The 24451-nt window shown below is 41.0% G+C and carries 19 protein-coding genes; 12 read left to right on the top strand and 7 right to left on the bottom strand.

Features of this window, described 5'->3' with window-relative positions; genetic code table 11:
• Window positions 1–127 precede the first annotated feature (127 nt).
• The gene (locus Q0A08_RS08965) at window positions 128–1606 is read left to right on the top strand and encodes an alanine/glycine:cation symporter family protein (RefSeq protein ID WP_438466453.1); all 1479 of its coding nucleotides are present in this window, start codon (window positions 128–130) and stop codon (window positions 1604–1606) included.
• A 116-nt stretch (window positions 1607–1722) separates the two neighbouring features.
• On the opposite strand, the gene Q0A08_RS08960 is transcribed toward Q0A08_RS08965, so the two are convergent.
• Complete coding sequence (locus Q0A08_RS08960) at window positions 1723–2766, bottom strand: diguanylate cyclase domain-containing protein (protein WP_438466452.1); 1044 nt, start codon at window positions 2764–2766, stop codon at window positions 1723–1725.
• Between the two features lie 489 nt (window positions 2767–3255).
• Here Q0A08_RS08960 and Q0A08_RS08955 point away from each other — a divergent pair, with 489 nt between their 5' ends.
• Window positions 3256–4200, top strand: a complete 945-nt coding sequence (locus tag Q0A08_RS08955) for a class I SAM-dependent methyltransferase (RefSeq protein WP_438466450.1) — start codon at window positions 3256–3258, stop codon at window positions 4198–4200.
• A gap of 78 nt (window positions 4201–4278) precedes the next feature.
• Here the strand turns inward: Q0A08_RS08955 and Q0A08_RS08950 are convergent, their stop codons facing one another.
• Complete coding sequence (locus Q0A08_RS08950; RefSeq protein ID WP_438466448.1) at window positions 4279–5166, bottom strand: LysR family transcriptional regulator; 888 nt, start codon at window positions 5164–5166, stop codon at window positions 4279–4281.
• 213 nt (window positions 5167–5379) lie between these two features.
• On the opposite strand from Q0A08_RS08950, the gene Q0A08_RS08945 reads away from it, so the two are divergent.
• Both Q0A08_RS08945 and Q0A08_RS08940 read left to right on the top strand, forming a co-directional pair.
• A complete protein-coding gene (locus Q0A08_RS08945; protein ID WP_438466446.1) occupies window positions 5380–6159 on the top strand; it encodes a HalD/BesD family halogenase in 780 nt (259 codons plus the stop codon).
• Between the two features lie 257 nt (window positions 6160–6416).
• Window positions 6417–7415 carry a methyltransferase gene (locus Q0A08_RS08940; protein ID WP_438466444.1) on the top strand — a complete coding sequence of 333 codons (999 nt, stop codon included), beginning with the start codon at window positions 6417–6419 and terminating at the stop codon, window positions 7413–7415.
• Window positions 7416–7491: 76 nt separating this feature from the next.
• Here Q0A08_RS08940 and Q0A08_RS08935 read toward each other — a convergent pair whose 3' ends face one another.
• Both Q0A08_RS08935 and Q0A08_RS08930 read right to left on the bottom strand, forming a co-directional pair.
• Window positions 7492–8172 (bottom strand): FMN-binding negative transcriptional regulator, encoded by a 681-nt coding sequence (locus Q0A08_RS08935; protein ID WP_438466442.1) that lies wholly within the window; start codon window positions 8170–8172, stop codon window positions 7492–7494.
• A 65-nt stretch (window positions 8173–8237) separates the two neighbouring features.
• Window positions 8238–8819 carry a GNAT family N-acetyltransferase gene (locus Q0A08_RS08930; protein ID WP_438466440.1) on the bottom strand — a complete coding sequence of 194 codons (582 nt, stop codon included), beginning with the start codon at window positions 8817–8819 and terminating at the stop codon, window positions 8238–8240.
• 392 nt (window positions 8820–9211) lie between these two features.
• On the opposite strand from Q0A08_RS08930, the gene Q0A08_RS08925 reads away from it, so the two are divergent.
• Both Q0A08_RS08925 and Q0A08_RS08920 read left to right on the top strand, forming a co-directional pair.
• A complete protein-coding gene (locus Q0A08_RS08925; RefSeq protein ID WP_438466438.1) occupies window positions 9212–9727 on the top strand; it encodes a TIGR03546 family protein in 516 nt (171 codons plus the stop codon).
• A complete protein-coding gene (locus Q0A08_RS08920) occupies window positions 9720–11564 on the top strand; it encodes a TIGR03545 family protein (protein ID WP_438466436.1) in 1845 nt (614 codons plus the stop codon). Before Q0A08_RS08925 ends, Q0A08_RS08920 begins: the two co-directional genes overlap by 8 nt.
• 121 nt (window positions 11565–11685) lie before the next feature.
• On the opposite strand, the gene Q0A08_RS08915 is transcribed toward Q0A08_RS08920, so the two are convergent.
• Window positions 11686–12867: a phytanoyl-CoA dioxygenase family protein gene (locus tag Q0A08_RS08915; protein ID WP_438466434.1), complete on the bottom strand. Its 1182-nt coding sequence runs from the start codon at window positions 12865–12867 to the stop codon at window positions 11686–11688.
• A 96-nt stretch (window positions 12868–12963) separates the two neighbouring features.
• On the opposite strand from Q0A08_RS08915, the gene Q0A08_RS08910 reads away from it, so the two are divergent.
• Both Q0A08_RS08910 and Q0A08_RS08905 read left to right on the top strand, forming a co-directional pair.
• A complete protein-coding gene (locus tag Q0A08_RS08910) occupies window positions 12964–13974 on the top strand; it encodes a LacI family DNA-binding transcriptional regulator (RefSeq protein ID WP_438466432.1) in 1011 nt (336 codons plus the stop codon).
• Window positions 13975–14096: 122 nt separating this feature from the next.
• Window positions 14097–14498 carry an acyl-CoA thioesterase gene (locus Q0A08_RS08905; RefSeq protein ID WP_438466430.1) on the top strand — a complete coding sequence of 134 codons (402 nt, stop codon included), beginning with the start codon at window positions 14097–14099 and terminating at the stop codon, window positions 14496–14498.
• Between the two features lie 384 nt (window positions 14499–14882).
• Here the strand turns inward: Q0A08_RS08905 and Q0A08_RS08900 are convergent, their stop codons facing one another.
• Complete coding sequence (locus tag Q0A08_RS08900) at window positions 14883–15749, bottom strand: pirin family protein (RefSeq protein ID WP_438466428.1); 867 nt, start codon at window positions 15747–15749, stop codon at window positions 14883–14885.
• 151 nt (window positions 15750–15900) lie between these two features.
• Here Q0A08_RS08900 and Q0A08_RS08895 point away from each other — a divergent pair, with 151 nt between their 5' ends.
• Window positions 15901–16806: a LysR family transcriptional regulator gene (locus tag Q0A08_RS08895; protein ID WP_438466427.1), complete on the top strand. Its 906-nt coding sequence runs from the start codon at window positions 15901–15903 to the stop codon at window positions 16804–16806.
• A 160-nt stretch (window positions 16807–16966) separates the two neighbouring features.
• Here the strand turns inward: Q0A08_RS08895 and ppsA are convergent, their stop codons facing one another.
• On the bottom strand, window positions 16967–19363 hold the full coding sequence (ppsA, locus tag Q0A08_RS08890) for a phosphoenolpyruvate synthase (RefSeq protein WP_438466425.1): 2397 nt from the start codon (window positions 19361–19363) through the stop codon (window positions 16967–16969).
• 325 nt (window positions 19364–19688) lie between these two features.
• Here ppsA and Q0A08_RS08885 point away from each other — a divergent pair, with 325 nt between their 5' ends.
• From Q0A08_RS08885 to rlmB, 3 genes are all read left to right on the top strand, one after another.
• Window positions 19689–20492: a pyruvate, water dikinase regulatory protein gene (locus Q0A08_RS08885; RefSeq protein ID WP_438466423.1), complete on the top strand. Its 804-nt coding sequence runs from the start codon at window positions 19689–19691 to the stop codon at window positions 20490–20492.
• 463 nt (window positions 20493–20955) lie between these two features.
• On the top strand, window positions 20956–23589 hold the full coding sequence (gene rnr / locus Q0A08_RS08880) for a ribonuclease R (RefSeq protein ID WP_438466421.1): 2634 nt from the start codon (window positions 20956–20958) through the stop codon (window positions 23587–23589).
• A gap of 90 nt (window positions 23590–23679) precedes the next feature.
• On the top strand, window positions 23680–24444 hold the full coding sequence (gene rlmB / locus Q0A08_RS08875; protein WP_438466419.1) for a 23S rRNA (guanosine(2251)-2'-O)-methyltransferase RlmB: 765 nt from the start codon (window positions 23680–23682) through the stop codon (window positions 24442–24444).
• Window positions 24445–24451: the final 7 nt, after the last annotated feature.

Below are 24451 nucleotides of genomic sequence, written 5' to 3'. Positions count from 1 at the left end.
ATAGTCGAAAAAACTAATTTTTGCCATTAACAAAGTGGATTGCTAGTGATATCTTGCCCCCCGTAAAAATTAATCAAAATTGTTACAAGTATAAAAATAGAATCGAAATTAATTTAGGAGATAGGGTTTGCAATCAGTTTTAGACTTTTTGAACGGTATTATTTGGAGTCCGGCTCTAATATACCTTTGTCTTGCGGCAGGTTTATTTTATTCAGTTATCACTCGCTTTGTGCAGGTGAGATTGATTAAAGAAATGTGGCGCCTATTGATGAATAATAAGGGCTCTAAAGAAGGGATTTCTTCTTTCCAAGCATTGGCTGTTTCGTTATCTGGCCGTGTTGGTACAGGTAACATTGCAGGTGTCGCTGCAGCGATCGGTTTTGGTGGACCAGGTGCCGTATTCTGGATGTGGGTCGTTGCTTTCTTGGGTGCAGCAACCGCTTATACAGAATCCACACTGGCACAAATCTATAAAGAAAATGACGGTGGTCAATATCGTGGTGGCCCAGCTTATTATCTAGAAAAAGTAACGGGTCAAAAATGGTATGCGGTACTTTTCGCAATCGCGACCATTGTTGCTTGTGGCGTAATGCTACCAGGTGTTCAATCGAACAGTATTGGTAACGCAGTAGAATTGGCATTTGGTGCTGGCTCTATGGTTGATACTGGTATTGGTGTGATTAGCTCAACTAAAATCATGACAGCGATTGCTGTTGTTGCAGTGCTAGGTTTCATCATCTTTGGTGGTGTTAAACGTATTGCACGCTTCACAGAAGTCATTGTGCCTTTCATGGCGTTTGCTTACATCGTGATTGCTTGTGTCATCATTGTCCTTAATTTCGATCAAGTACCTGTTGTTATTGGTATGATACTTGGGGATGCATTCACACCTATGGCAGGTATTGGTGCCGCAATTGGTTGGGGTGTAAAACGTGGTGTTTACTCTAACGAAGCTGGCCAAGGTACTGGTCCTCATGCAGCAGCGGCTGCAGAAGTAGATCACCCTGCACAGCAAGGTCTAGTTCAGGCTTTCTCTGTTTATATCGATACCTTGTTTGTATGTTCTGCAACGGCTTTCATGATTCTTATCACAGGTGCTTATAACGTACACGGTGTAGGCGATATAATGCTGGTTCAAAACATTGCAGCAGATATTGCGGCGAATAGCCCTGCTTATACTCAGATGGCGGTTGAAAGCGTATTACCTGGTGTTGGTAAACCTTTCATTGCATTAGCTTTGTTCTTCTTCTCTTTCACTACTATTTTAGCTTACTACTATATTGCTGAAACGAACGTTGCTTACATCCACCGTACAGTTAAAGTACCTGGCCTGACTTTCCTACTAAAAATTGCACTTATGGTTGCAACTTTCTACGGTACGCTTAAAGCTGCAAACCTAGCTTGGGCTATGGGTGATGTTGGTGTTGGTCTAATGGCTTGGTTGAATATCGTTGGTATTATTGCCATCTTCTTCATGGGTCGTCCTGCGATTAAAGCTCTGAAAGACTATGAAGCTCAGCGCAAAGCGAAAGTGGATAAATACACTTTCGATCCTAAGAAGTTAGGCATCAAAAATGCTGATTTTTGGGAAGAGAAAAACAAGTAAGTGTTAGTGTTTTAAAGCGGGTTTACATAACCTGTTTTACTAACCCATAAAAAGCCCTGAGAGTGATACTCTCAGGGCTTTTTATTTATGGACCGTGCGTCGTTAAATAAAAGAACTTAAATCGCCATTACTTTATTGCGGCCAGATTGCTTAGCTTGAAACAGCGCATGTTCAGCTCGCTTTAAAATATAATCTTTGGTGTCATTGTCGAGATATTCAGATGCACCTAAGGAAATAGTGAGGTTGTTAACCGATTGCCCTGTTTGCTTATTGGTGAGAATAAGGTCACCTATATTGATGCGAATTGCTTCAGCAAGACTAGAGGCGTTATCAAGGTTTATTTGAGGTAATACCAAGGCAAACTTGCCACCACTAAAACGGTAAATCTCACCTATGCTAGAGCACTCATTACGGACTTTCTGAGCGATGAGTTGCAATACTTTATCACCTGTTTTTGTGCCATATGTTTGATTGAACGCTTTGAAGTGATCGATATCGATCAATATGAGAGAGAAATAACATTGTTGTTTAATCAGTGCTGTTATTACTTCATCAAAGGCTGTTCTGTTTGATATGCCTGTCAACTCATCAATATTATGTTCCATTTCAAACTCAGCTAAGAGTTGTTTTAAACCTTGAATCTCTTTAGTTTGCTGAGTGAGTTTCTCATGGAGCTGTAAGGATATTTTTTTGATTTGAGTGCAGTAGCTGACTAAGTCTCGAATAGTGTTGACTATGTAGTTTAAATCTTGATTATGCTCCTGGCTATTGTTACTTAGATGTTCAAAATCTATTTCGCCACGGTTAAACTGGTCCTCTAACTGGCTAGCTTGTTCGATAAGCCCTTGATCAGAAAATTCGCTGTTTTCATCCTGACTTTGTTTACTAATATTACCGAGTTGATGTTGTAGTTTGTTTAATTTGTGCTCAGCAGATTGGTTGCAAAAAGTATGGATTAGGGCATCACAGTCTTCTAATGAAAGTGCAGGCTTTCTTAATAATATGGCATCAACTTGTTCATTTAACAGTAGATTACTCTGCTTCATATAGGTATACCAAAGGTTATAGTAATGCGGGGTTATTGGTATATTTTGTTGTTGCATGATGGGGATGGTTAATTTGAAAATAGTCGCCGAATTTTCTAAATTATCTTGAAACATGGGTCTGTACCAATGATCTGTGCTAAGAATCTAGATAACCGTCCTGTTAAAGATTGTTTAGGCAAAGAATAGTTTAATCAACATGCTATTGATCGGTTTATAAGGCCTTCTTACCAAGTTCTCAGTATAAATTATAAGACATAATTGAGTGATTATTGAACAGTTTTTAATTCTGTAAATAGATCAATGAGTAAGCTTGGGTGCCTGCGGTTAAGTCATCTCTTCTCAGTCTTGCCAGAAAAAGTATCAAGCAAGGCGTCACTTTGATGTAATGTAGGTACCTTTCGAGAAGTGACAACACAGGGTGTTACTGTTTCTGCAAGACCCGAAGGGCGTGGTCTAAAGGCTTCATCTTTAAGTTGCGCCTCGCTATAAATCCAGCTGCTTATGTTCATACGCTGGGGCGAGAGGACTTATTCGCAGGTTCCCTTGGTGTCCTTTTAAGCCTTTTGACCTATAATGCGCGGCAAATCTATTTTTGGAGCTTTCATGTCTGTTTTAACTCCCTACAACGCACTATTAAATGCACTTGAGCAAGCGAATCTAGTGCAGAATGAACTTGCCCGTATTTTTCATGGGAGAGGGCACTGCTATGAAGGGTTAGAGCATATTAACTTAGATTTTTATCCGCCGTTTCTTTTCTTAGTGTCTTATCAAGCGATTGATGAAGCTGAGCTTGCAGCCTTAGCTGAGGCTATTTGGCAAAAAGTACCAGAGGTAGAAGGTAAGGTTGAAGGTTTAGTCTTTCAACAAAGAGCAGGGCGAGATACCAAAAACCAAGTGTTTTATGGTGAGCTTCCTCAACCTCATATCATTAAAGAGCAAGGGGTTCAGTATCAGGTTGATTTGTTAAAGCATCAAAATACGGGAATCTTCCCTGACATGTATAACGGTCGTGCTTTTGTGATGGAAAATGCAAAAACGAAGAAGGTGCTTAACCTCTTTTCTTATACTTGTGGCTTTTCATTAGCTGCGATGCAAGGTGGTGCTACTTCTGTTGTGAATATGGATATGAACAATGGCGTATTAAAACAAGGCAAAATTAATCATAAGTTAAATGGCTTTATGAAAGAGGTAAGTTTCTACCCTCATGATATTTTAAAGTCTTTTGGTAAGTTGAAAAAAACAGGGCCTTTTGATCTTGTGGTCATCGACCCTCCAAGCTTTCAAAAAGGCAGCTTTGAGCTAACAAAAGATTATCAAAAAATCCTAAGACGTTTGCCTGAGATAGTGAATCACGATGCTCAGCTGTTGTTATGTGCCAATAGCCCAGACTTATCTGAACAGGCGTTTATTGCATTGATTGCTGAGCATGCTGGGGATGATTTTATCTTCAATCACAGATTGGAAAACAGCCAAGGCTTTCCTGAAAAGGATAATGATAGAAACCTGAAAGCACTTGTTTATAAATATAAAAAGCCTCATGAAGAATAAAGGCATAGTGCTATAAAAAAGCTCAGGTACTAACTTACAGCGGATTAATTTATAGCACCTTAATTTTATCTCAGGGCATTAACTGTCAGAGCTAAGCCGCTTAATAAACTGCATGGCAGCTAACTTGTCTTTGGTGCGATCCGGATAGATAAGGTAGTAGGCTTTTTTGAGCGGTAATGTGATAGGGCTTAATTTGATTAGTTGACCTGATTTTAGCTCATTTTGTATTAATAAATCCTGTCCTAATAAGAGGCCTTTACCCTGTATCGCGGCCTCTATCGCCATGCTAGATAAGTTAAACTGCGGGCCTTTATTAGGTTCTTTTTCTTGATAGCCTGCTGCTCTCAGCCATTCCTTCCAGCCGGGTAAAAACTGATTATCATCTCCCCAATCAATATGAATCATGGGAAGTGTCAGTAAGGTATTTAAACTCTTTGCTAGTTGCTCATTAACAAGTGTCGGACTTGCAACCAGACTGACATTATCCTGAAAAATGAGTTGATGATTTAATGATTCTTCTTGCTCTCCAAAGCTGATACAAGCATCACAATTACTTAAGTTAAAATCTATGTGAGAGTGGCTGGCTTCAACCCGTATTTCTAACTCAGGGTCAGCCTGCATGGCATCTAATACCTTGGGCATTAACCATTTAGTCGCCACCGAAGGAAAGGCGTGAAGCGTAAAGATATCTTGCTGCTTTAATTGCCTAAGACTAGCGTAGCCCTGCTTAAGTTTCTCAACCACCTGCTCGGCAGTATATAAATACTGCTGACCTGCTTGAGTTAACTCAACTCCCTGTTTAGAGCGTTGAAATAGGGAAACATCTAATTGCTCTTCAAGCTGCTTAATTTGTTGGCTTACCGCGGCTGGTGTAAGGCAAAGTAGCTTGGCTGTTTTGGCAAAACTAGCTGTTTGTGCCGCACTTATAAATGTCAGTAAGCTGTTTGTACTGGGGAGCTTTAACATAGTTTGCCTTAATCTTAGTGGGATAATGGTGATTGCTCTGCCATTATTAAAGGTTAAAACAAGCTTCTTGTTAAGCCTTATTTATAAAATGGGGTGTTAAGAAAAATTTAACGATGACTGAAAAAATGATTGATTTTCATACAGCTGAAATGACCTTAACCTGTTTGTATAAACTTAACCGAGTGTCAAAAAATAACAATAAGGAAGGTCACAATGCCGTTATCGGATTATATCAATCAAGCTCAATATCCAATTGAAAACAAAAGCTTTAGACAAGCTTGTAAGCAATCTTTGCAGCAAGAAGGCGCGTTAGTTTTACCTAACTTTCTTCAAGAGCATGTGATTCAAGCTATTGTAGATGAGGGCAATCTAAAAAAGGATTCAGCCTATTATACTCAATCAAGTCATAATGTTTATTTGAACGAAATAGATCCAAGCTTCCCCCTAGAACACGCTAGAAACCAGCAAGTAAACTCCTCAAAAGGCTGCATTACAGATGATCAAATAGATCAAGATTCAGTATTAAGAAGCTTATATGATTCAAGCCTTTTAAGAGGGTTTCTAGCTAGCGTGTTAGAAGAAGAAGGGCTTTACGAATATGGTGATAACCTGTCTTCAATTAACTTGCATTATGCCAGCGAAGGGCAAGAGCTAGGTTGGCATTTTGATAACTCCTCTTTCGCGATCACCTTGTTGATCCAAAAGCCAGAAGCAGGTGGTGTATTTGAATACATAGAAAATATGCGAGATGCCGATGCGGGAGAAATGAATTATGAAGGCGTCAGTGATGTGCTTTCTGGCAAAGCACAAGTAAAACAACTTGCCATAGATCCAGGCGCACTAGTGTTATTCCGTGGCCGCAACGCCATACATAGAGTTACCCCAACCCAAGGCAACACCACACGTATGCTAGTGGTACTCGCTTATAACTCCAAACCTGATATTGCGCTTTCAGAAGCGGCCCGTATGACATTTTATGGACGGTTGGTGTAGCAACATAAAAAATAAAATCCAACTTAAAGTCCTGTTTCAATACATTGGTTATGGAAGGTATGACCAGACATTGGTCTTGTCTTTAAAACGTACTGATATTGTTGAGTTGATTGATTTAGCCAGCAGAATTGTGAAAAAGGTAAAGAGGCTCTTTTGATATACATCGAGTGTTTCTTTCTTCAGTCTCTTAAGAATCCCTTAAGTTTGCTTTGTCATAATAACGTTGTTTTTTATGAAGCAGACTGTAAGGGGAAGAGATGAATTCAGTTGAACAAATAGCACAATACGCGACAGGGCATTGGGTTTCACAAATGGTTTTTACATTTGTTAAGCATAATATGGGTGACGCGTTTCAGCAGCAAGCCGCGACAGCTACTCAAATAGCCGAGCGTACTGGCGTGAATGAAGATAATTGTTTTCGCCTTCTTAGAGCGCTTGCGCCATTAGGTATTTTAAAACAAGACAATGATCAATTCAGTCTCACTGAGCTTGGTGACTTTCTAACTACTAAACATCCTATGTCTCTTACAGATAAAGTGTTGCTTGAAGCCGGTTATGAGCATGTTCTTTTATGGACGCATTTATCAGATTACATGGTGAGCTCAACACCAGCGCCTAAAGCCATTTTTGATTTAGATAACTACTTTGGTTTGTTTGAAAAGAGACCAAAGCATTTAGATGTATTTGCCAAGGCGATGGGAAGTTATAGCCAAGATGAAATTGCCATGATTGAGTCTATGTCGTCATTAGATTTATCTGAGTTAGATACTCTGGTTGATTTAGGTGGTGCTTATGGTGATTTACTTGCTTCTTTATTGCAGCGTTATCCTAATTTAGAAGGGATTTTATTTGATCAAGCTGCTGTGATAGATAATGTATTACCACTAGATAGAATGACAAAACAGGCTGGAAACTTCTTTGAACAAGTACCTGAAAATCAAGATGGCTATTTCTTAAAACATATCTTGCATGATTGGGATGATGCGCTTTGCTTAAAGATATTAGGAAATATCAAGCACGCAATGAAGCCGACAAGTAAGCTATATATTGCTGAATTTGGGCCAGTTCCTGAAACCGATGAACCGCATTTAAGTAAGATGTTCGACCTTCATATGATGCTGACTTTAAATGGTAAAGAAAGAAGCTTAAGTCAATGGCATGAGTTGTTAGCAAGTGCTGGCTTTAAAGTAACAATGATACATGAGTCCTTCGGGCCTCTATCTGTTATCGAGGCATGCTTAGCAGATCCTGTTTAAAGGGCTAAATGTAATGAATGGTGGATTTCCCCCTTTTTCTTCCATTCATTACTTTTTTATTTAGTCTTCTGAGCGTCTAGTTTCCGCAACCTATATCCATGTTTCTCATGTATTCCGCCAAGGCTCGATCATCTAATCTTGGTGATTCTGAGAGGGCTTTGTAAACCCCTTCTTGGTCGGCTTTAGGTCTGTGTTGCCCAAGCTTTAATTTACCTTCTAGTTTTGTGATTTCGACTTTAAAGCCGACGATGGCGCTAAGTAGTTTGTGTTTGAATTCGTCTGTGACAGGCTCTTTATTTCCTTCTTCATTTGTTTCGAGTAATGAAGGCTCGTAAGCTTTTAATGTGTCGTTGATAACTTTTAGGGTGTCATCATCATTTAATAAACTTACTTTGCCATAGGCATGGGCAGCGGCGTAATTCCAAGTGGGAACAGCAGGGCTTTTAGCGTACCAGGTGGGAGAGATATAAGCATGAGGGCCTGAAAAAATAATCAGAACTTCTGTGCCCTCTAGGCTTTTCCAATGAGGATTAGCTTTGGCCATATGGCTATATAAAACGCCTTCTTGCTCATTCAGCAGGAAAGGTAAGTGAGTGCCATTTAGGTTATTTATTTCATGGTGTTGATGGCTTTTTATTTCGTCTTTATCGTCTGTTGTATTATTCGTGTTCGATACCAAGACAGCAAAGCTAAACGCTTTCATAAAAGCGTGGATCTGTGCTGTGTCTTCCATAGTTAGGTTTTTCGGGGTGTACATAAAAGTCCTTTTCTTTATGTTCCTAGTTAAAAACTAGGTTTTTAGTTGAGGGTTTAGCTGAGGGTTTAGTTGTTTAATTTAAGCTGAAAAAAGAGGTTTTCAGGCACATCACTTTTACTTTGGTTAAAACCTAAGTTTTTGAGTAGAGCAATGGAGGCGAGATTGCTTTCATCAACACCTGCAATAAGTGTGTCTGCTAGGTCTCTTGTTTTAATATGTTCAATTAAATGGCTGACGAGTTCGCTTGCAAAGCCTTTTCCCCAAGACGCTTGCGCTAGTAGATAACCTAGGTGTGCATTCTTCTGTCCTTCATCTGTTTGTTCAAGGTAGATAAAACTAAAGCCGATAAGTTGTTGTAATTCAGTTTGATAAACTAAAAATAACAGGCTCTCATCTAGCATGCGCTCGAACCAGATTTGGGCATTTTCTCGTGAGTTGATGTCTGAAAAATATGGCGGTAATTGAGACACGACCTCTGGGGTGAGGATCTTGATAATGCTTTGATAAAGTTCTTCTTTATCAATCTGCTTTTTATCTAGATGTTCTGTATCATGCCGTTTTTGACTAAGGCTGGCTTTGTCTGGTGAACTTAATAGGTTATTGGCCTCTAAGACAGTGAGTCTTGACGAACTAAATGTATGTGTCATTGCAAAGCCTCAATTTAAATATCGCTATGTAGGGAATCTGCGAATAAGTCCTCCCGCCTCAGCGTGTGGATAAAAGCAACTAGATTTATGGCGAGGAGCGCAACTTAATAGTTATTCTATTGATAAGATCCTTAACTTAAAGATAGGGCTTTTAGACCACGCCCTGCGGGTCTTTGAAGAATACCTAAACGGCATTTCAGAAAAAAGTATCTCCCTGTGTTGCCCCTTCTCGAAAGGTACCTACATTACATCAAAGTGACGCCTTGATTAATACTTTTTCTGAGAAGACTGAGAAGAGGTGACTTAATCGCAGTTTCCCTATGGAGTATATATCTTTTGAAGACAATCCTCTTTATCATCTGTGCCGTTTAAAATTATCGGATATATTCTCCATGCTGGAAATGCTCGCCAACTTTTTGAAGTTGCTAAACAGTGATGCTTCACCAAGTCAGATCTCGTTAGGGTTTGCCTTCTCTCTTTTCTTAGGTTTAACCCCTCTTATGAGTTTTCATAATCTCATACTCATTTTTATTGTATTAATGGTGAGAGTCAATTTAACGGCATTTTTTCTAGGCTTAGCGCTCTTTAGCTTAACGGCATTCGGGATTAATTCTGTTTCGATTAGTTTGGGGGAAGCTCTCCTGACATCATCCGAACTAAACGCATTTTGGACAGGGCTTTATCAAAGTGATTTCTGGCGACTCATGCAATTTAACCAAACCTTGGTTCTAGGTGGATTAAGCCTGTCACTTATTTTGTGCCTTCCTATTTTTATGGGCTCGCTGATTTTTATTAGGCTTTATCGTAAGCGTTTTATGGCTTGGATTAAGACGCTTAAAATTAGCCGTATGATAAAGGCAACTAAATTTTATCAAGTCTATGACAAGTTAGGAGTCCTAAATGACTAAGTGGATTCGTTGGACTGGGCTGGCTGGCTTTAGTGCTATTTTACTTTTGATATTGGCGTTCTGGTTTTTTGCAGCAGGCCCTTTAATCAAGCTTAGTATTGAAGCATTCGGCTCGAAGGCCTTAGGCGCTAAATTGGATGTGGCTTCTGTAGATGTTGAGCTTAACCCTGTGAAGCTGGTATTAAACAAGGTTGAGGCGACCGATAAAAAGCACCCTATGAAAAACCTTGTTAGCTTTGATAGGGCAGAGGCTGACCTTTTATTCTTACCTTTATTAATGGGTAAAATCATTATTGAGAATGTGTCGGTAGAGGATGTTGCATTTGATACGGATAGGCTGACTTCGGGGGCATTAAGCGCCTCTGACCAAACTGTTACCAAACAACCAAGCTCAAGTGATAATTCTCAGGCTGCTTCGACACAAGATAAAGATACATCAAACAAAGCAAATGACTTGTCTGAAAGAGCAGTAGACGCATTGCCAACAGCCGATGAGTTATTAGCTCGTGAGCCTCTGCTAACCGTAACTCGAGGTGAAGCAATGCAGGCTTCGATTGATGCGCATAAGCTTAAAATTGATCAAGCGAATCAAGCATTACCCAATAAGGCTGACCTGAAAAGTTATGAGGCTGAGATAAAGCAGCTTTTATCGGGTAAATTTAAATCGCTTGATGACTTTAAGGCCCGTAAGAAGACCTTTGATCAGTTAAAAGCTAAATTTAAGGCTGATCAAGCGGCAATAAAAGCGGCGAAACAAGCCTTGTCGAACGCGAATAAAGACATACGCCAGCAATGGCCAGAGCTACAAAGTGCACCAGGGCAAGACATTCATAATATTCAAAGTAAATACACCTTGGAGGCTGTTGGTGCCCAGAACCTATCGGCTTTAATTTTAGGCGATAAGATAAATGGCTATCTCCAGCAAGGCCTTGGTTATTATGACACCTTGTTGTCACTTCTCGCTTCAGACAAAAAAGAAGCAGATAAGGTAGCTGAGAAAGAAGGGCGCTTTGTGCCATTCGAGACAGATAGGCCTTTGCCTGACTTCTGGATTAAGTCACTCTCTTTCAGTCTCAAGTTAGCCGGTGGTGATGTACAGGTGCTTGTTCAGGATATTAGCCAGCAACCTGATGTGATTAATAAACCTATTAAGCTAAAAGCTAGCGGTAATAAGCTGACTCATATGGCCGCTTTTAAGCTAGATGGCGTGTTGGATTATCGACATCAAAAGGTGGATAACCAATTTGATTTAGCGATCCAAAACTGGCAAATCCAAGATCTAGCATTAGGGTTAGAAGGTTTAGATTTAAAGGCGGCGAGTTTAGACATCACAGGCCAAGCTAAGCTTGATCAAACATCGATTTTAGCCGACGCTCAAGGGGACTTTAGCCAAGCCAGCTTTAGTTCAAGTGTGAGTAATGGTTTCGCCAAAGAGATGTCTTTAGCCCTTGCTACAATTGATACTTTTAATTTTAGTGGCGATGTTACCGGGAAACTTAAGTCACCCAGTGTGGGTATTAAGAGTGATTTAGATAAGAAACTGAGCCGTGCTTTCAAGCATAGGCTTAAGCAAAGACAAGCAAAAGTAGAGCAGGACCTTAAGCGTAAGTTGAATGATAAATTAGCCCTGTATGCGGGTGATTATAAAGATGAAGTGAAACAACTTGATCTCATGGAAACGGATCTAGATTCGCTTTCGAATAAAGTATCTGATCTAGCGAAAAGCAAGCTCTCTAGTTATCAGGATCAGCTAAAAGAAGAGGCGAAAGCCAAAGCAAAAGCCGAACTTGATAAGCAAAAAGAAGATCTAAAGAAAAAGCTTAAAAGCTTATTTTAGTCAGTCGGTAATTTTGGTTGAGAGCTTCTTTTGATCAAGTGCTTTGCTTGGTTGAAAAGAGAAAAGAGAAAAGAGAAAGGTGGTTTCTTTAATAAGAACAACCTTTTCTGTTTTTAGGCGTTTATGCCTTTCTTCGGTTTTTATGTGAATTTAAGTGAGCTAGATAATCTATAAAGGCTAAATTATCATTCAGCGCTTGTACAGTCAGTTGGGCCAAGGTCATAGGTGCCATGCCCGCAATAGGGGCATCTTTATCTAGATTAGTTGGGAAGGCGTAACCATCACAAACGGCACTTAAAAGGGCTGTTTTTTCACTCTCGGTCAAGCTTGATTGCCAGTGTTCTTTGAGTGTGGGGTAGAGGGCTTGGCTAATGGCATATTGATCGACGGTTTCCATAGGCTTTGCAAAGCAAGAGGATATTTGCAATAGGTTGGCGACTCTAGATTGGCTCTTTGTATGATTACTGCCAGCGGCATGAAAGAGCGCAGGGCTAAAGAAAATGCCGTCGCCTTTTTCTAATGGAAGTTGTACGGCTTTTTGTTCAAAGTAATCTTTAAATGCTTCATTGCGCCAAGCAAGATAGCCTAATGGATAATGTTGTGAGTGGGGCAGAACAAGTGTTGGGCCTGTCTCAATAGGCATATCTGTATGGGCAATAGCGCCTTGGAGGGTGAGAAAGCTTGAGCTTGTTTGTAGATGTAAGGGGAAGCGGCTTACTTCTGCTTCTGTCTGAAAACCTAGGTGATAATCCCTATGTGGAGACTGAGCGACTCCTTCTGGATGGACTGTATTTACTTGGCTAGTAATCTGATAATGAGGGCCCAGCCAACTCTCACTGACAAGCTGTAGAATTGGGTTTTTATAATAATGCATAAAGGTGTCGGCTTGTTTGAGTGCGCTTTTTTCAAAGGCATTCCAAATACGGCTATTGCTACCCGCTTTTGCAAAGTGATCTCCTCCTAGATTGCTCTCTTTTTCTTCCATAAGTAGTTGATCAAAGACCTGACTCATGGCATCGAGATGGGCTAGGTTTGAATAGGCCTCTTTAATCACAATTACCCCAGGCCCATCTTTTAGTGCTTTCAAAAGTTCTGTTTTGCATGCCAGTGATTGAGCATCATTCTCACAATAAAGGCGAAGGTGCTTTCCCTGATAAATAGGGATGTTCTTGACGACATCTGATGCTAACGGGTAGTGAGATGTCTGTGTTTTCTGTTCACAGGTCAGTTTAAAGTCATCAATGCTGATGTCATTTTTGTTGTTAAAAGAGGTGTGTGCTTGGACTGATTTCATCTTGTGCATCTGGTTTGCTCCAGCGTTTTTTATTTTGATGAGAGAAATGCTAGCATGACAAGAAATCATCAGTGCCTCTAAAAAACATCAAAAAGACATCAAAAAATGCATGATAAGTTTTCGATTAAACAAATTGCAGCCCAAGCAGGTTTAAGTACGGCCACAGTGGATAGAGTGCTTAATGGCCGCAAAGGAGTGCGTTTTCAAACGAGATCAAGGGTGAATAAAGCGCTTGAGGAGTTAGAAGAACAAGAAGGTTTACAGAATACATTTGGGCGAACCTTGTATATCGATATTATTATGCAAGCACCTAAGCGTTTTTCTGATGCGGTAAAGCAGGCTATCTTGGCTAATCTAGCAACGCTACCTGGCTGTCGTATTCATCCAAGGTTTCATCTGTTTGAGTCTATTTCTCTGTCTGAGTTGAATGCATGCTTACTGGGGTGTGAGTCAAGTGGATCAAATGGTGTGCTTTTAAAAGCACCAGATGAAAGCCTTATCAAGCAAGGTGTTGATCACTTATTTGACATGAATATTCCTGTGGTGACCTTGGTGACAGATTTGCCTTATAGCAAACGACTTGCCTATATCGGAATAGATAATCGTGCTGCAGGTCGTACGGCAGCTTATATGCTGAGTAGGTTATTGAAGCAGCAACAAGCGAGTGTGGCTGTGGTATTGAGCCGTCAGGAATTTCGAGGAGAAGAAGAGCGAGAAATGGGGTTTCGAGGTTTGATTCGAGAGTCTTTTCCTTGGATTAATATTGTCGAGATCCCGGGCGGGCAAGGTTTATATCAAGCAACCTATGACAAGCTGATATCCCAGCTTGAACAAGATAGCGACATAAATTGTGTTTACAGTGTAGGTGGTGGTAACCAAGCTATTTTAGATGCGTTTGATACCTTATCTCGCCCAATTGACGTTTTTATTGGTCACGACCTCGACCAAGAAAATAGGGCTCTATTGATGTCTCATAAGTTGGACTTGATCATAGATCATGATTTAGAAGAGGATGTGAGGCGGGCTTTTAGCCAGATACTCATGTTTCAAAAAGTGATTCCAAAAGCCAGTTTGCTAGAGAGTAAAATTAATATAGTGACGCCTTATAATTTATAGACATCAATGATTTACTTACATTTTTATGCATTTCAATGAAGCGTATTAGAAATTTATTTTCGTCACTTGATATTACAGTAGGTTATGGCATGCTTAGTTTTTAATTTAATATTTGGCTGGTTATGTTAGTAGAAAAGATAGCAACGCGTTTCTCAGATATCGATGGCCTAGGCCATATAAATAACACCATGTTACCAGTTTGGTTTGAGGGAGCTAGAAACCCTATTTTTCAGATTTTTACACCAGATTTGTCCTTAAAAAAGTGGCAGTTAATTCTCGCTAAGTTCGATGTGGAGTTTCACGGGGAGCTGTTTTATGGTGAAGATATTGAGTTAAGAAGCGGTGTTTCACGTATTGGTTCAAGCTCTTTCGATGTGTATCAGGAAGCTTGGCAAGATGGACGTAAATGCGCATCAGGCACCGCTGTTCATGTTCATTTTGATCATGAAGAAAAAGCATCTAAGCCTTTGTCAGACGATTTGAAAGAAAAGCTGTTAAAGCATCCTTTTAGTAAAGACGATTAAGGAACCTGCGATTAAGTCACCTCTTCTCAGTCTTCTCTTCTAAGGTATATGGGAAAAAGTATCATACAAGGCGTTACTTTGCGTTTACTAATAGAAAGCCAGTGTAGGTACCTTTCGAGAAGGGACAACACAGGGTGATACTTTTTCTGAAATGCCGTTTAGGTATTCTTCAAAGACCCGCAGGGCGTGGTCTAAAAGCCCTATCTTTAAGTTGAGGATCTTATCAATAGAATAACTATTAAGTTGCGCTCCTCGCCATAAATCTAGTTGCTTTTATCCGCACGCTGAGGCGGGAGGACTTATTCGCAGGTTCCTTAATTTAACAAGCACTGGCATGTTTACATCCAGTGCTTGTTTTTGGTGACTTCTCATCCGTTTTTATTGTTAAAAACGGTTTGCTTGAAAGTCTGCAAAAGCTTGCATGACTTCTGCTTTGGTATTCATCACAAATGGGCCACCTCGGGCAACAGGTTCACCAATGGGTTGGCCTGATACCAAGAGGAAGCGGCTATCTACTTGAGTGTTAATGGTTACTTTTTCACCTTGGCTTAAAATAGCAAGATTACCTGCTTCTATCCTTGTGGCTTTGTTGCCTAGCGAGATTTGACCTTCGATTAAATATATAAAGGTGTTATCCGTTTTTGCGAGTGTTTGCTCAAACTTATCTCCAGCTTTTAAAGACACATCAAAATAGCTTGGTTTGACTGCTTCGTTGATAACAGGCCCTAGAGTACCTTGGTCTGTTTGCCCAGAAATGACTCGAATTTGGGTGCCTGTTGCTCGTTTTTCTAAAGCAATTTTATCGACGGGGAACTCTTGATAAGCTGGTTCAGAAAACTTGTCTTTGGCTGGTAAATTGACCCAAAGCTGGAAGCCCATTAACAAACCATCTATTTGTTCTGGCATCTCAGAGTGCACTATGCCTTTGCCTGCTGTCATCCATTGTACGCCACCTGGCTCAATGAGACCTTCGTTGCCAGCGCTGTCTTTATGTCGCATCTGGCCTGCTAATAAGTAGGTGACGGTTTCAAAACCTCTATGTGGGTGACTAGGAAAACCGCCAATATAGTCTTGTGCTTGGTCAGATTCAAATGCATCTAGTAGTAGAAATGGGTCCAGCATATTAAGTGTCTGTGTGCCTATGATGCGGGTGAGCTTAACGCCGTCTCCATCCATTGCCGCTTGTCCATTATGTATTCCTATTACTTCTCTATTAATAGCTGTGCTTTCATCTGTTTTTAAACTTGTCATCTTATCTCCTTGCTTCATATGTTCAGTGAAGCTTTAGGTTGAGTGAATATAGGGTTAGCTTATTCCTACTTTAAATTTGAATAAACAGCTGTAAAATCAAATGATCGTTCTTTTAATAAGAACAATATAATTCTGTTGCAAGGTAGAGAAAATGGGTCAACTAGAAGATATGCAGCTCTTTATCCGCGTGGTTAATGCGGGAGGAATTGGGCGAGCCGCAGAGCAGCTTGGGATTGCAAAGTCTGCAGTCAGTCGTCGTCTGAGTGAGTTAGAAGCACGGCTTGGGTGTCGTCTGATTCAGCGTACGACACGTACATCTAGCTTGACTGATATTGGCCAGCGTTACTATGCACAGGCGCAGAAGCTGATTGATCAGGTGGATGAAGTACACCTTGATATGGTAAATGAGTCGAAAGCCTTAAGTGGCAGTATTCGTTTAGCGGTTCCTCTTTCCTTCGGCTTACTGCATTTAAGCTCGGCGATTGACTTATTTATTAAGCAGCATCCAGGCATATCGGTTCAGCTAGACTTTTCTGATCGGCAGGTGGATCTTGTTGAAGAAGGGTTTGATTTAGCATTGCGTATAGCAGACCTGCAAGACTCTAGTATCCAAGCTCGAAAAATTTGTCCTTCTCATCATGTGCTGGTGGCAAGTCCAGATTATTTAGCACAAAAGGGCGAACCTAAAAAACCAGCAGACTTGAGTTATTTTGATTATCTAAAGTATGGCTCGGGGAGTCAGAGTCACTTTTCTTTATTCGATCAAAAAGGACTGGCACATAAGGTCAATCTCAACGCCAAAATGACCGCCAATAATGGGGACTTTTTATTACAGATGGTGAAGGCGGGTCATGGGGTTACTTTCTTGCCGAGCTTTTTAGCCTGGCAAGCATTGGCGACAGGAGATCTAGTTCAGATTTTAAAGACTTACACCTTACCTAGTTTAAATATCTATTTTGTTTATCCGCAGAATCGTTTTGTACCGCAAAGGGTACGGGCCTTGATGGATTTTGTGAGTACAAGGTTTGGTGATAACCCTTATTGGGATCAAGCCTAGAATTAGTTTGTCGCATTTGGTTTGTTGGATTTAGCTATTTAAAGAGTAAAGCTCAACCTTCTATAAGCAAAAAAAAGCCCCGCAATGAGCATTGCAGGGCTAAAAACTAGAGAGTAACGCGATCTAAATAATGATTAGATCACTTTACTGGGGGCCGCGATTAAACGGCTTTCTGACTTAATGAAGTGCTTTCAATAACTTCATTAAGGTGCAGCCAAGTTTCGACAACGGTATCTGGGTTCAAGGACACACTTTCGATGCCTTGCGCCACTAACCAGTCAGCGAAATCTGGGTGATCTGATGGTCCTTGACCACAGATACCCACGTATTTTCCTTTGTCACGACATGCTTTGATTGCCATTTTAAGCAAGATCTTTACTGCGTCGTTTCTTTCGTCGAACTTATCAGCAATCAGGCCTGAATCACGGTCAAGGCCTAGTGTTAGCTGAGTTAAGTCGTTAGAGCCAATTGAGAAGCCGTCGAAGTATTCTAGGAACTGATCAGCTAATAGTGCGTTTGAAGGCAGTTCGCACATCATAATCAGCTTCAGACCATTCTCGCCACGTACTAGACCTTGTTCAGCCAGTAGTTCGGTGACTAGGCGTGCTTCGTCTAGGTTACGTACAAATGGAATCATCAGCTGTACATTAGTGAAGCCCATTTCGTTACGAACACGTTTCATCGCTTCACATTCAAGTGCAAAACAGTCACGGAAAGAGTCATCTATGTAGCGTGCTGCGCCACGGAAGCCTAGCATTGGGTTTTCTTCATCTGGTTCGAACAAAGGACCACCAACAAGATTGTGGTACTCATTCGATTTAAAGTCAGAAAGACGGACAATGACTGGCTTATCAGCGAAAGAACAAGCAAGTGTGGCAACACCTTCGACTAATTTGTCGATGTAGAAATCAACTGGTGATGCGTAACCTGCAATGCGCTCTGAAATTTCTTCTTTCAAGCTAGCATCTAGGCTATCAAAGTTAAGCAGCGCTTTCGGGTGAATACCAATCATACGGTTGATGATGAATTCCAGACGCGCTAAGCCGATACCTTCGTTTGGCAGCATGGCAAAGTCGAATGCACGGTTAGGGTTACCGACGTTCATCATGACTTTAACTGGAATTTCTGGCATTTCGCCAACTTCAGATGTGATGATATCAAAGTCGATGAGACCTTCGTAAACCACACCTAGGTCACCTTGTGCGCAAGAAACAGTTACTTCTTGTCCATCTTTAAGGACGCTAGTGGCATCGTTACAGCCAACTACCGCTGGAATACCAAGCTCACGGGCTATGATTGCTGCGTGACAAGTACGACCACCACGGTTTGTGACAATCGCTGAAGCACGCTTCATGATAGGTTCCCAGTCTGGGTCAGTGATGTCAGTGACTAACACATCACCTTCTTGGATGCGGTCCATTTCAGTGATAGAAGAAAGGACTTTGACGGTACCAGAACCTATCTTGTGACCGATTGCGCGGCCATCAGTGATGATTTCACCTTCATGCTTAAGACGGAATCTTTCCATGCTTTGTGTATTTTCTTGGCTACGTACTGTCTCAGGACGTGCTTGTACTATGTAAAGTTTGCCATCGATACCGTCTTTAGCCCACTCAATGTCCATTGGACGTTGGTAATGCTTTTCGATGATGCAAGCTTGGCGAGCTAGATCTTCAACTTCTTGGTCGCTTAGAGAGAATTCTTTTTGCTTATCTAATGCAACAGGAACGATTTTAACAAACTCGTCATCACTGTCTGCATCTGCGTATTCCATTTTTTGGGCTTTGCTACCCAATGCTTTACGGACAACACTTGGGCAGTTGGCAGCCAAGGTTTGCTTGTGTACGAAGAATTCATCAGGGTTAACAGTACCTTGCACAACCATTTCACCTAGGCCGTATGCTGAGGTGATGAAAACAACGTCATCAAAACCAGACTCAGTATCCAGAGTGAAAAGAACACCGGAAGCGCCTATGTCACTGCGTACCATTTTTTGGATACCCGCAGAGATAGCCACGCCTTTGTGTTCAAAGCCTTGGTGAACACGGTATGAAATTGCACGGTCATTGTATAGAGAAGCGAAAACACGCTTGATAGAAAGCTTGATGTCTTCAAGGCCGATAACATTAAGGTAAGTTTCTTGCTGGCCAGCAAAAGAGGCATCAGGTAAATCTTCTGCGGTAGCTGATGAGCGTACAGCGAAAGACGCTTCGGCATTATTTTGAGCAAGTACGGCGTAAGCATCTTCGATTTCTTTGTTGAATTCGTCAGAGAACTCTTCTGTTTCTACCCACTCACGAATCAGTTTGCCTGCTTCTGCTAAGGCATGCACATCATCAACATCCAAAGTATCTAATAAATCGTGGATACGTTTGTTAAGGCCACTTTGCTCTAGGAAAGTTTGATAAGCATAAGAAGTGGTTGCGAAGCCGTTTGGAACTTGAATGCCAAGTTCAGTTAGATTGGAAATCATTTCGCCTAGAGAGGCGTTTTTGCCGCCCACAGTACCGACATCGTCAATACCTAAATCTTTAAACCACTTAATGAAATTGCTCACCTGTATCACTCCTACGTGCGATTTGTATTCGTTATTTTTTTGTTTGTTCTTACGAACGGTTTCTCTCGTGCTTGCGTCTTGAGCTTTGATTTTCAAAGTGTGATTACATGCTTATCTGTATTCTCGTGCGCCATTTGCTGATTTGCATTTGGGCTTGCCACCTTTACTCATTGAGCTCATTGTATGTAGCGAATGGGTAATCAACAAAATTGAATATTCGATGTGGTTTTATTTCAAACGGGAAAAGCTATGTCGTTACATAACAACATAATTGCCAGTTTAACCTGCAAAAATGTGACAATTTAACAACGACTTGGAGATAAAAATGAAGGTGTATTTTGTATCTGATGGGACGGCAATTACCGCAGAAGTATTCGGTTCTGCCATGTTGTCTTTTTTTGATGTGAAGATAGATACCAAAAGTGTGCCATTTCTAACGACTGTGGATAAGGCGTTAGGGTTTTGTCAGCAATTGGAAGAAGACGCGAAATCTGGGGAAGTACCTTTAGTGTTTTACACCATCTCAGATCATATTATTCGCGATAAAATACAAGCCTCTTGTGGTCATTGTTACAACCTGTTTGGCGATCTACTTTCACCTATTGAAAAAGCCCTTGGTGTACCAGCAAGACCCACTGCACAAAAGGCTCATGGTATTAAGGAAGGGGTCTACGATGGCCGTATAGATGCGATTAACTATGCTTTGGCTAATGATGATGGCTGTTCTGTAAAGAACTTAGAAGAAGCGCATATCATCTTACTTGGGGTGTCTCGTTCGGGTAAAACGCCAACCAGTTTATACCTAGCAATGCAGTACGGAATTAAAGCGGCTAACTATCCATTGAACGAAGATGATTTTGAATCAAATGGTTTGCCTAAAGTATTGAAACCTCATAAGAAACGCCTTTATGGCTTAACCATTAATGCGAATCGATTGCATGAGATTAGAACAGGGCGCATGGCTCAGAGTAAGTATGCTTCGTTAAAACAGTGTCGATATGAAGTGGCTGAAGTTGAAGCGATTTATCGACAAGAGCGTATTTTATATGTGGATTCTACTCATTTATCTGTGGAAGAAATTTCCACCAAAGTGATGCAGGATATGGAATTAGAGCGTCATAGAGCCTAACAAAACAAACACTAACCCATCTAAAAATTAGATGGGTTAGTGTTTATGACTGTTTTTTTTCTGAATTTAATTATAAATATAGGCTTTTTTAGCTGAATTTTGCGTTTTTCTTTTCATATCTTGGTGAATTTCACCCTTTCATATAGGGGTTTGTTGTGGAATTACCAATCAAACGAATAAATCGATCTATAAATCTTCTCCTTTTTTAAGCTTCGACCTAAAAGTGTCATTAAGCTTCTATAGAATATGAGGTCAGATCTTATAAAGAGATGGAATAAGCTTCCCTAAGGTAAAAACTTCTATCTGTGTTTGACGCACTGCTCTATAATAGTCGCGCGTTTGCTATGCTGAATCAGAAGCTAAATTAACAGTAAATGCTGAACATCGGGTTGTTTGACAATGTGATGTGCAAGGCTCTTCTATCTAGACGCCATCAAATTGATCAAATCAAGGAATACCAACGTTGTCTAAAAAAACCAACAAAGAACAAAATACTATCGATCCCTTTCAAGCGCGCGAAGCGTCAAAATATGAAAACCCTGTCCCCAGTCGTGAATATATACTCGAATTCTTAGCCTCAGAAAATAAAGCCTTTTCACATCCTGCTTTATGTGACGCTTTTAACTTGACTGGAGAGGACGAAATAGAAGCATTACGTCGCCGTTTGATTGCTATGGCTCGTGATCATCAAGCGAGTTGTATCAATAATGAATACTCGCCGTTAGCTCAAGATGATTTTCATGAAGGCTATATTCAGGGTAATAAAGAAGGACATGGCTTTTTATTGCGTGATGATGCCGATGACATTTTTATTTCTGCCCGCCAAATGCAGCTGGTTATGGATGGCGATAAGGTTCGAGTTCGCCCTTCTGGTCGTACCGTTCGTGGCCGTCTTGATGGTGTTATTGTTGAAGTACTAGAACATAAACATGCTCGTTTGGTTGGCCGCTATTATAAAGAAAGCCAAGCTGAGTTTGTGACCCCAGAAAACCCAAGACTGTCACAAGATATATTGCTGGCGAAAGATACCGGATTACATCCTGGGCACGGCCAGTATGTTGTCATTGAAATTACTGAGTACGCAGATAAGCGTAATGCTGCTAAAGGTGTCATTACTCAAATACTAGGTGACTTCATGGCACCAGGGCTTGAAATAGATGTGGCGTTACACAGATATGAAGTGCCGCACGAATGGCCTGATGCTGTTATCAAGCAAGTTAAGAATATCGGCGAAGAAGTTGAAGAAGAAGATAAAGTTAACCGTGTTGATTTAAGAGATCGACCTTTCGTCACTATAGATGGTGAAGATGCTCGTGATTTTGATGATGCGGTAATGTGTGAAAAAACACCGGGTGGATGGAAACTTTATGTGGCCATTGCTGATGTGTCTCATTATGTTAAAAAAGGCAGCGCATTAGATGCAGAAGCGATTGTTAGGGGCAACTCTGTCTACTTCCCTGGTCGTGTTATTCCAATGTTGCCAGAAGCTTTATCAAACGGCCTTTGTTCTCTAAATCCTGATGTTGATCGTCTGGCAATGGTCGCGGAGATTTCATTAACCTCTCGCGGAAAAATGCGCAGTTATAAATTCTATGAAGGTTTGATCCGTTCTCATGCCCGTTTAACCTATACCAAGGTTGCGCACATGATCGCTGAGCCTGTAGAGGGTGAGCGTGAGCCACAGGCCCAAGCATTAAGAGAAAGGTATGCTGATATCGTTTCTCACATTGATGATCTAGCAGGGCTTTATCAAGTGTTGCGTCAAGCGCGTGATGAACGTGGTGCACTTGAGTTTGATACGGTTGAAACTCGTATGGTATTCGATCAGTTCTCAAAGATTGATCAAATCGTGCCAGTAGAACGTAATGATGCCCATAAGCTAATTGAAGAATGTATGTTATGTGCAAACGTGGCGACAGCGGAATTCTTATTAAAGTCTGGTTTACCAGCTTTGTTCCGTATTCATGAAGGGCCAAAAGAAGAAAAGTTGATTGCATTACGTGATTACTTATCTGTTTTAGGTCTGTCTATTGGTGGTGGACTAAAACCAACACCAGATGATTACGCGACTTTATCAGCGGATATACAAGGGCGTTCGGATGCTCGTAGTATTCAAACTATGATTCTACGCTCAATGAGTCAGGCTGTTTACTCGCCGGATAACGTAGGCCACTTTGGTTTGAATTATGACGCTTATACGCACTTTACTTCGCCAATCCGTCGTTATCCTGATCTATTGGTACATAGAGCGATTCGCTATTTAATCCGAGGGGAAGGTCGACCTAAGTTACGCCAAGCTATTCGAGTTGCAGGTAGTGAAGAACTGAAAGCGAAAAAGATCTATGGCTATGATGATGCCGATATGGATGGTTTTGGTGATTCATGCTCTATTACTGAACGTCGTGCTGATGAAGCAACCCGTGATGTTGAAGCTTGGCTTAAATGCCAATATGTTGAGCAGCATCTAGGTGAAGAGTTTGACGGTGTGATCACAGCAGTGACACCTTTTGGTATCTTTGTCGAATTACAAAACCTGTTTGTTGATGGCTTAGTGCATATTTCTGCTTTAGGCAATGACTACTTCCACCATGACCCTGAAATGCAGGTGATTGTTGGTGAGCGTACCGCTAAGGTTTTCCGGCTTGGTGATAGATTGAAAGTGACTGTGGCTCAGGTGAATCTTGAGCAGCGTAAAATTGACTTAGCGATTGTGTCTGAGAAAAAAGCACCCCGTGCGGCAAAGCAAAAGCAATCTGATTTATCAGAGCTTGAAATGCAGTTAGCTCAGTTACCACCAATGGAATTAGGCGCGCCAAGTCGTCCTTCTAAACCCTCTGAGACGTTGACAGAAAAGCAGCCTAAGCAAGAAGGTGAGTCAACAGAGGGCGGTGCAGATAAGGCCAATTCGAAAAAGCGACATAAGAAAAAAAGCGTATCTAAAGGCAAGCGTATCCGTCAGAAAAAAACGGATACAGCTAACAAAGGTGCTAAGCCTGCGAAGAAGCCAAAAAGTGCAGCAGCAAAAAAAATAAGCGCAATTAAAAAAGCGAAGAAAAAAGGTAAAAAGAGCAATGCTAAGGCACGCTCTCAAGATTAAAGCAGGTAAATAACCTCTGCTGAATGCCTACTTAAGTATCTGCTTGGGTAGGCTTGATAACTAATAATATTGAGTTGAAAAAATATCACTATGTCAGATTTAGAATGGGTTTATGGTATTCATGCGGTTGAAAACTTATTGCTTCAGCAAGCTGAAAGAATAAAAGAGATACGTTTTCAAGAAGGCCGTGATGATAAAAAAATTAAACGTTTGCAGGTTTTATGTCGTGAGAATGGCATAAAAGTAAATGTTGTTGCGAGACGTGAAATTGACCAGCTTTTCAAAAGCAGCCAAGAGCGTGTTGTACATCAAGGAGTAGCTGCATTTGCGAAAATGACACGCTCTCAAGAAGAAGCTGATTTATATAAGTTAGTTGAAAACTTGGATGAACCACCTCTGATTATTATTTTGGATGGTATTACAGACCCGCATAACCTTGGTGCTTGTTTACGAAGTGCTGATGCTGCCGGTGCTCATGCGCTTGTTATGCCAAAAGATAAGTCTGCACCTTTAAATGCAACGGTTAGTAAAGTGGCTTGTGGCGCGGCGGAAAGTATTCCTGTTTATGCCGTGACTAACTTAGCCCGTACTATGAAGAAGCTACAAGATAAAGGTGTTTGGATATTTGGTACAGCAGGTGAAGCGACACAAACTGTGTATGAGCAAGATCTGACGATTCCATCTGCGATTGTTATGGGTGCAGAAGGAGACGGTATGCGTCGCCTTACTCGTGAACAATGTGATTACCTTGTGAAATTGCCTATGGCTGGTGTGGTTTCAAGCTTAAACGTATCCGTTGCTACGGGTATTTGTTTATATGAGGCAGTACGTCAACGTGCTGTGAAAAAAGCCTAATTTTTAG

This window comes from Marinomonas sp. PE14-40 (genome assembly GCF_051623805.1).
Classification (GTDB): domain Bacteria; phylum Pseudomonadota; class Gammaproteobacteria; order Pseudomonadales; family Marinomonadaceae; genus Marinomonas.
Note: the sequence above shows the minus strand (reverse complement) of the source record. Positions and strands in the feature narration are given on the sequence as shown.

What these genes read in the sequence shown, in the direction of transcription:
- Q0A08_RS08960 (WP_438466452.1), bottom strand. Translation starts at nt 2,766, where the DNA reads ATGTTTCAAGATAATTTAGAAAATTCGGCGACTATTTTCAAATTAACC.
- Q0A08_RS08955 (WP_438466450.1), top strand. Translation starts at nt 3,256, where the DNA reads ATGTCTGTTTTAACTCCCTACAACGCACTATTAAATGCACTTGAGCAA.
- Q0A08_RS08950 (WP_438466448.1), bottom strand. Translation starts at nt 5,166, where the DNA reads ATGTTAAAGCTCCCCAGTACAAACAGCTTACTGACATTTATAAGTGCG.
- Q0A08_RS08945 (WP_438466446.1), top strand. Translation starts at nt 5,380, where the DNA reads ATGCCGTTATCGGATTATATCAATCAAGCTCAATATCCAATTGAAAAC.
- Q0A08_RS08940 (WP_438466444.1), top strand. Translation starts at nt 6,417, where the DNA reads ATGAATTCAGTTGAACAAATAGCACAATACGCGACAGGGCATTGGGTT.
- Q0A08_RS08935 (WP_438466442.1), bottom strand. Translation starts at nt 8,172, where the DNA reads ATGTACACCCCGAAAAACCTAACTATGGAAGACACAGCACAGATCCAC.
- Q0A08_RS08930 (WP_438466440.1), bottom strand. Translation starts at nt 8,819, where the DNA reads ATGACACATACATTTAGTTCGTCAAGACTCACTGTCTTAGAGGCCAAT.
- Q0A08_RS08925 (WP_438466438.1), top strand. Translation starts at nt 9,212, where the DNA reads ATGCTGGAAATGCTCGCCAACTTTTTGAAGTTGCTAAACAGTGATGCT.
- Q0A08_RS08920 (WP_438466436.1), top strand. Translation starts at nt 9,720, where the DNA reads ATGACTAAGTGGATTCGTTGGACTGGGCTGGCTGGCTTTAGTGCTATT.
- Q0A08_RS08915 (WP_438466434.1), bottom strand. Translation starts at nt 12,867, where the DNA reads ATGCACAAGATGAAATCAGTCCAAGCACACACCTCTTTTAACAACAAA.
- Q0A08_RS08910 (WP_438466432.1), top strand. Translation starts at nt 12,964, where the DNA reads ATGCATGATAAGTTTTCGATTAAACAAATTGCAGCCCAAGCAGGTTTA.
- Q0A08_RS08905 (WP_438466430.1), top strand. Translation starts at nt 14,097, where the DNA reads ATGTTAGTAGAAAAGATAGCAACGCGTTTCTCAGATATCGATGGCCTA.
- Q0A08_RS08900 (WP_438466428.1), bottom strand. Translation starts at nt 15,749, where the DNA reads ATGACAAGTTTAAAAACAGATGAAAGCACAGCTATTAATAGAGAAGTA.
- Q0A08_RS08895 (WP_438466427.1), top strand. Translation starts at nt 15,901, where the DNA reads ATGGGTCAACTAGAAGATATGCAGCTCTTTATCCGCGTGGTTAATGCG.
- Q0A08_RS08885 (WP_438466423.1), top strand. Translation starts at nt 19,689, where the DNA reads ATGAAGGTGTATTTTGTATCTGATGGGACGGCAATTACCGCAGAAGTA.
- rlmB (WP_438466419.1), top strand. Translation starts at nt 23,680, where the DNA reads ATGTCAGATTTAGAATGGGTTTATGGTATTCATGCGGTTGAAAACTTA.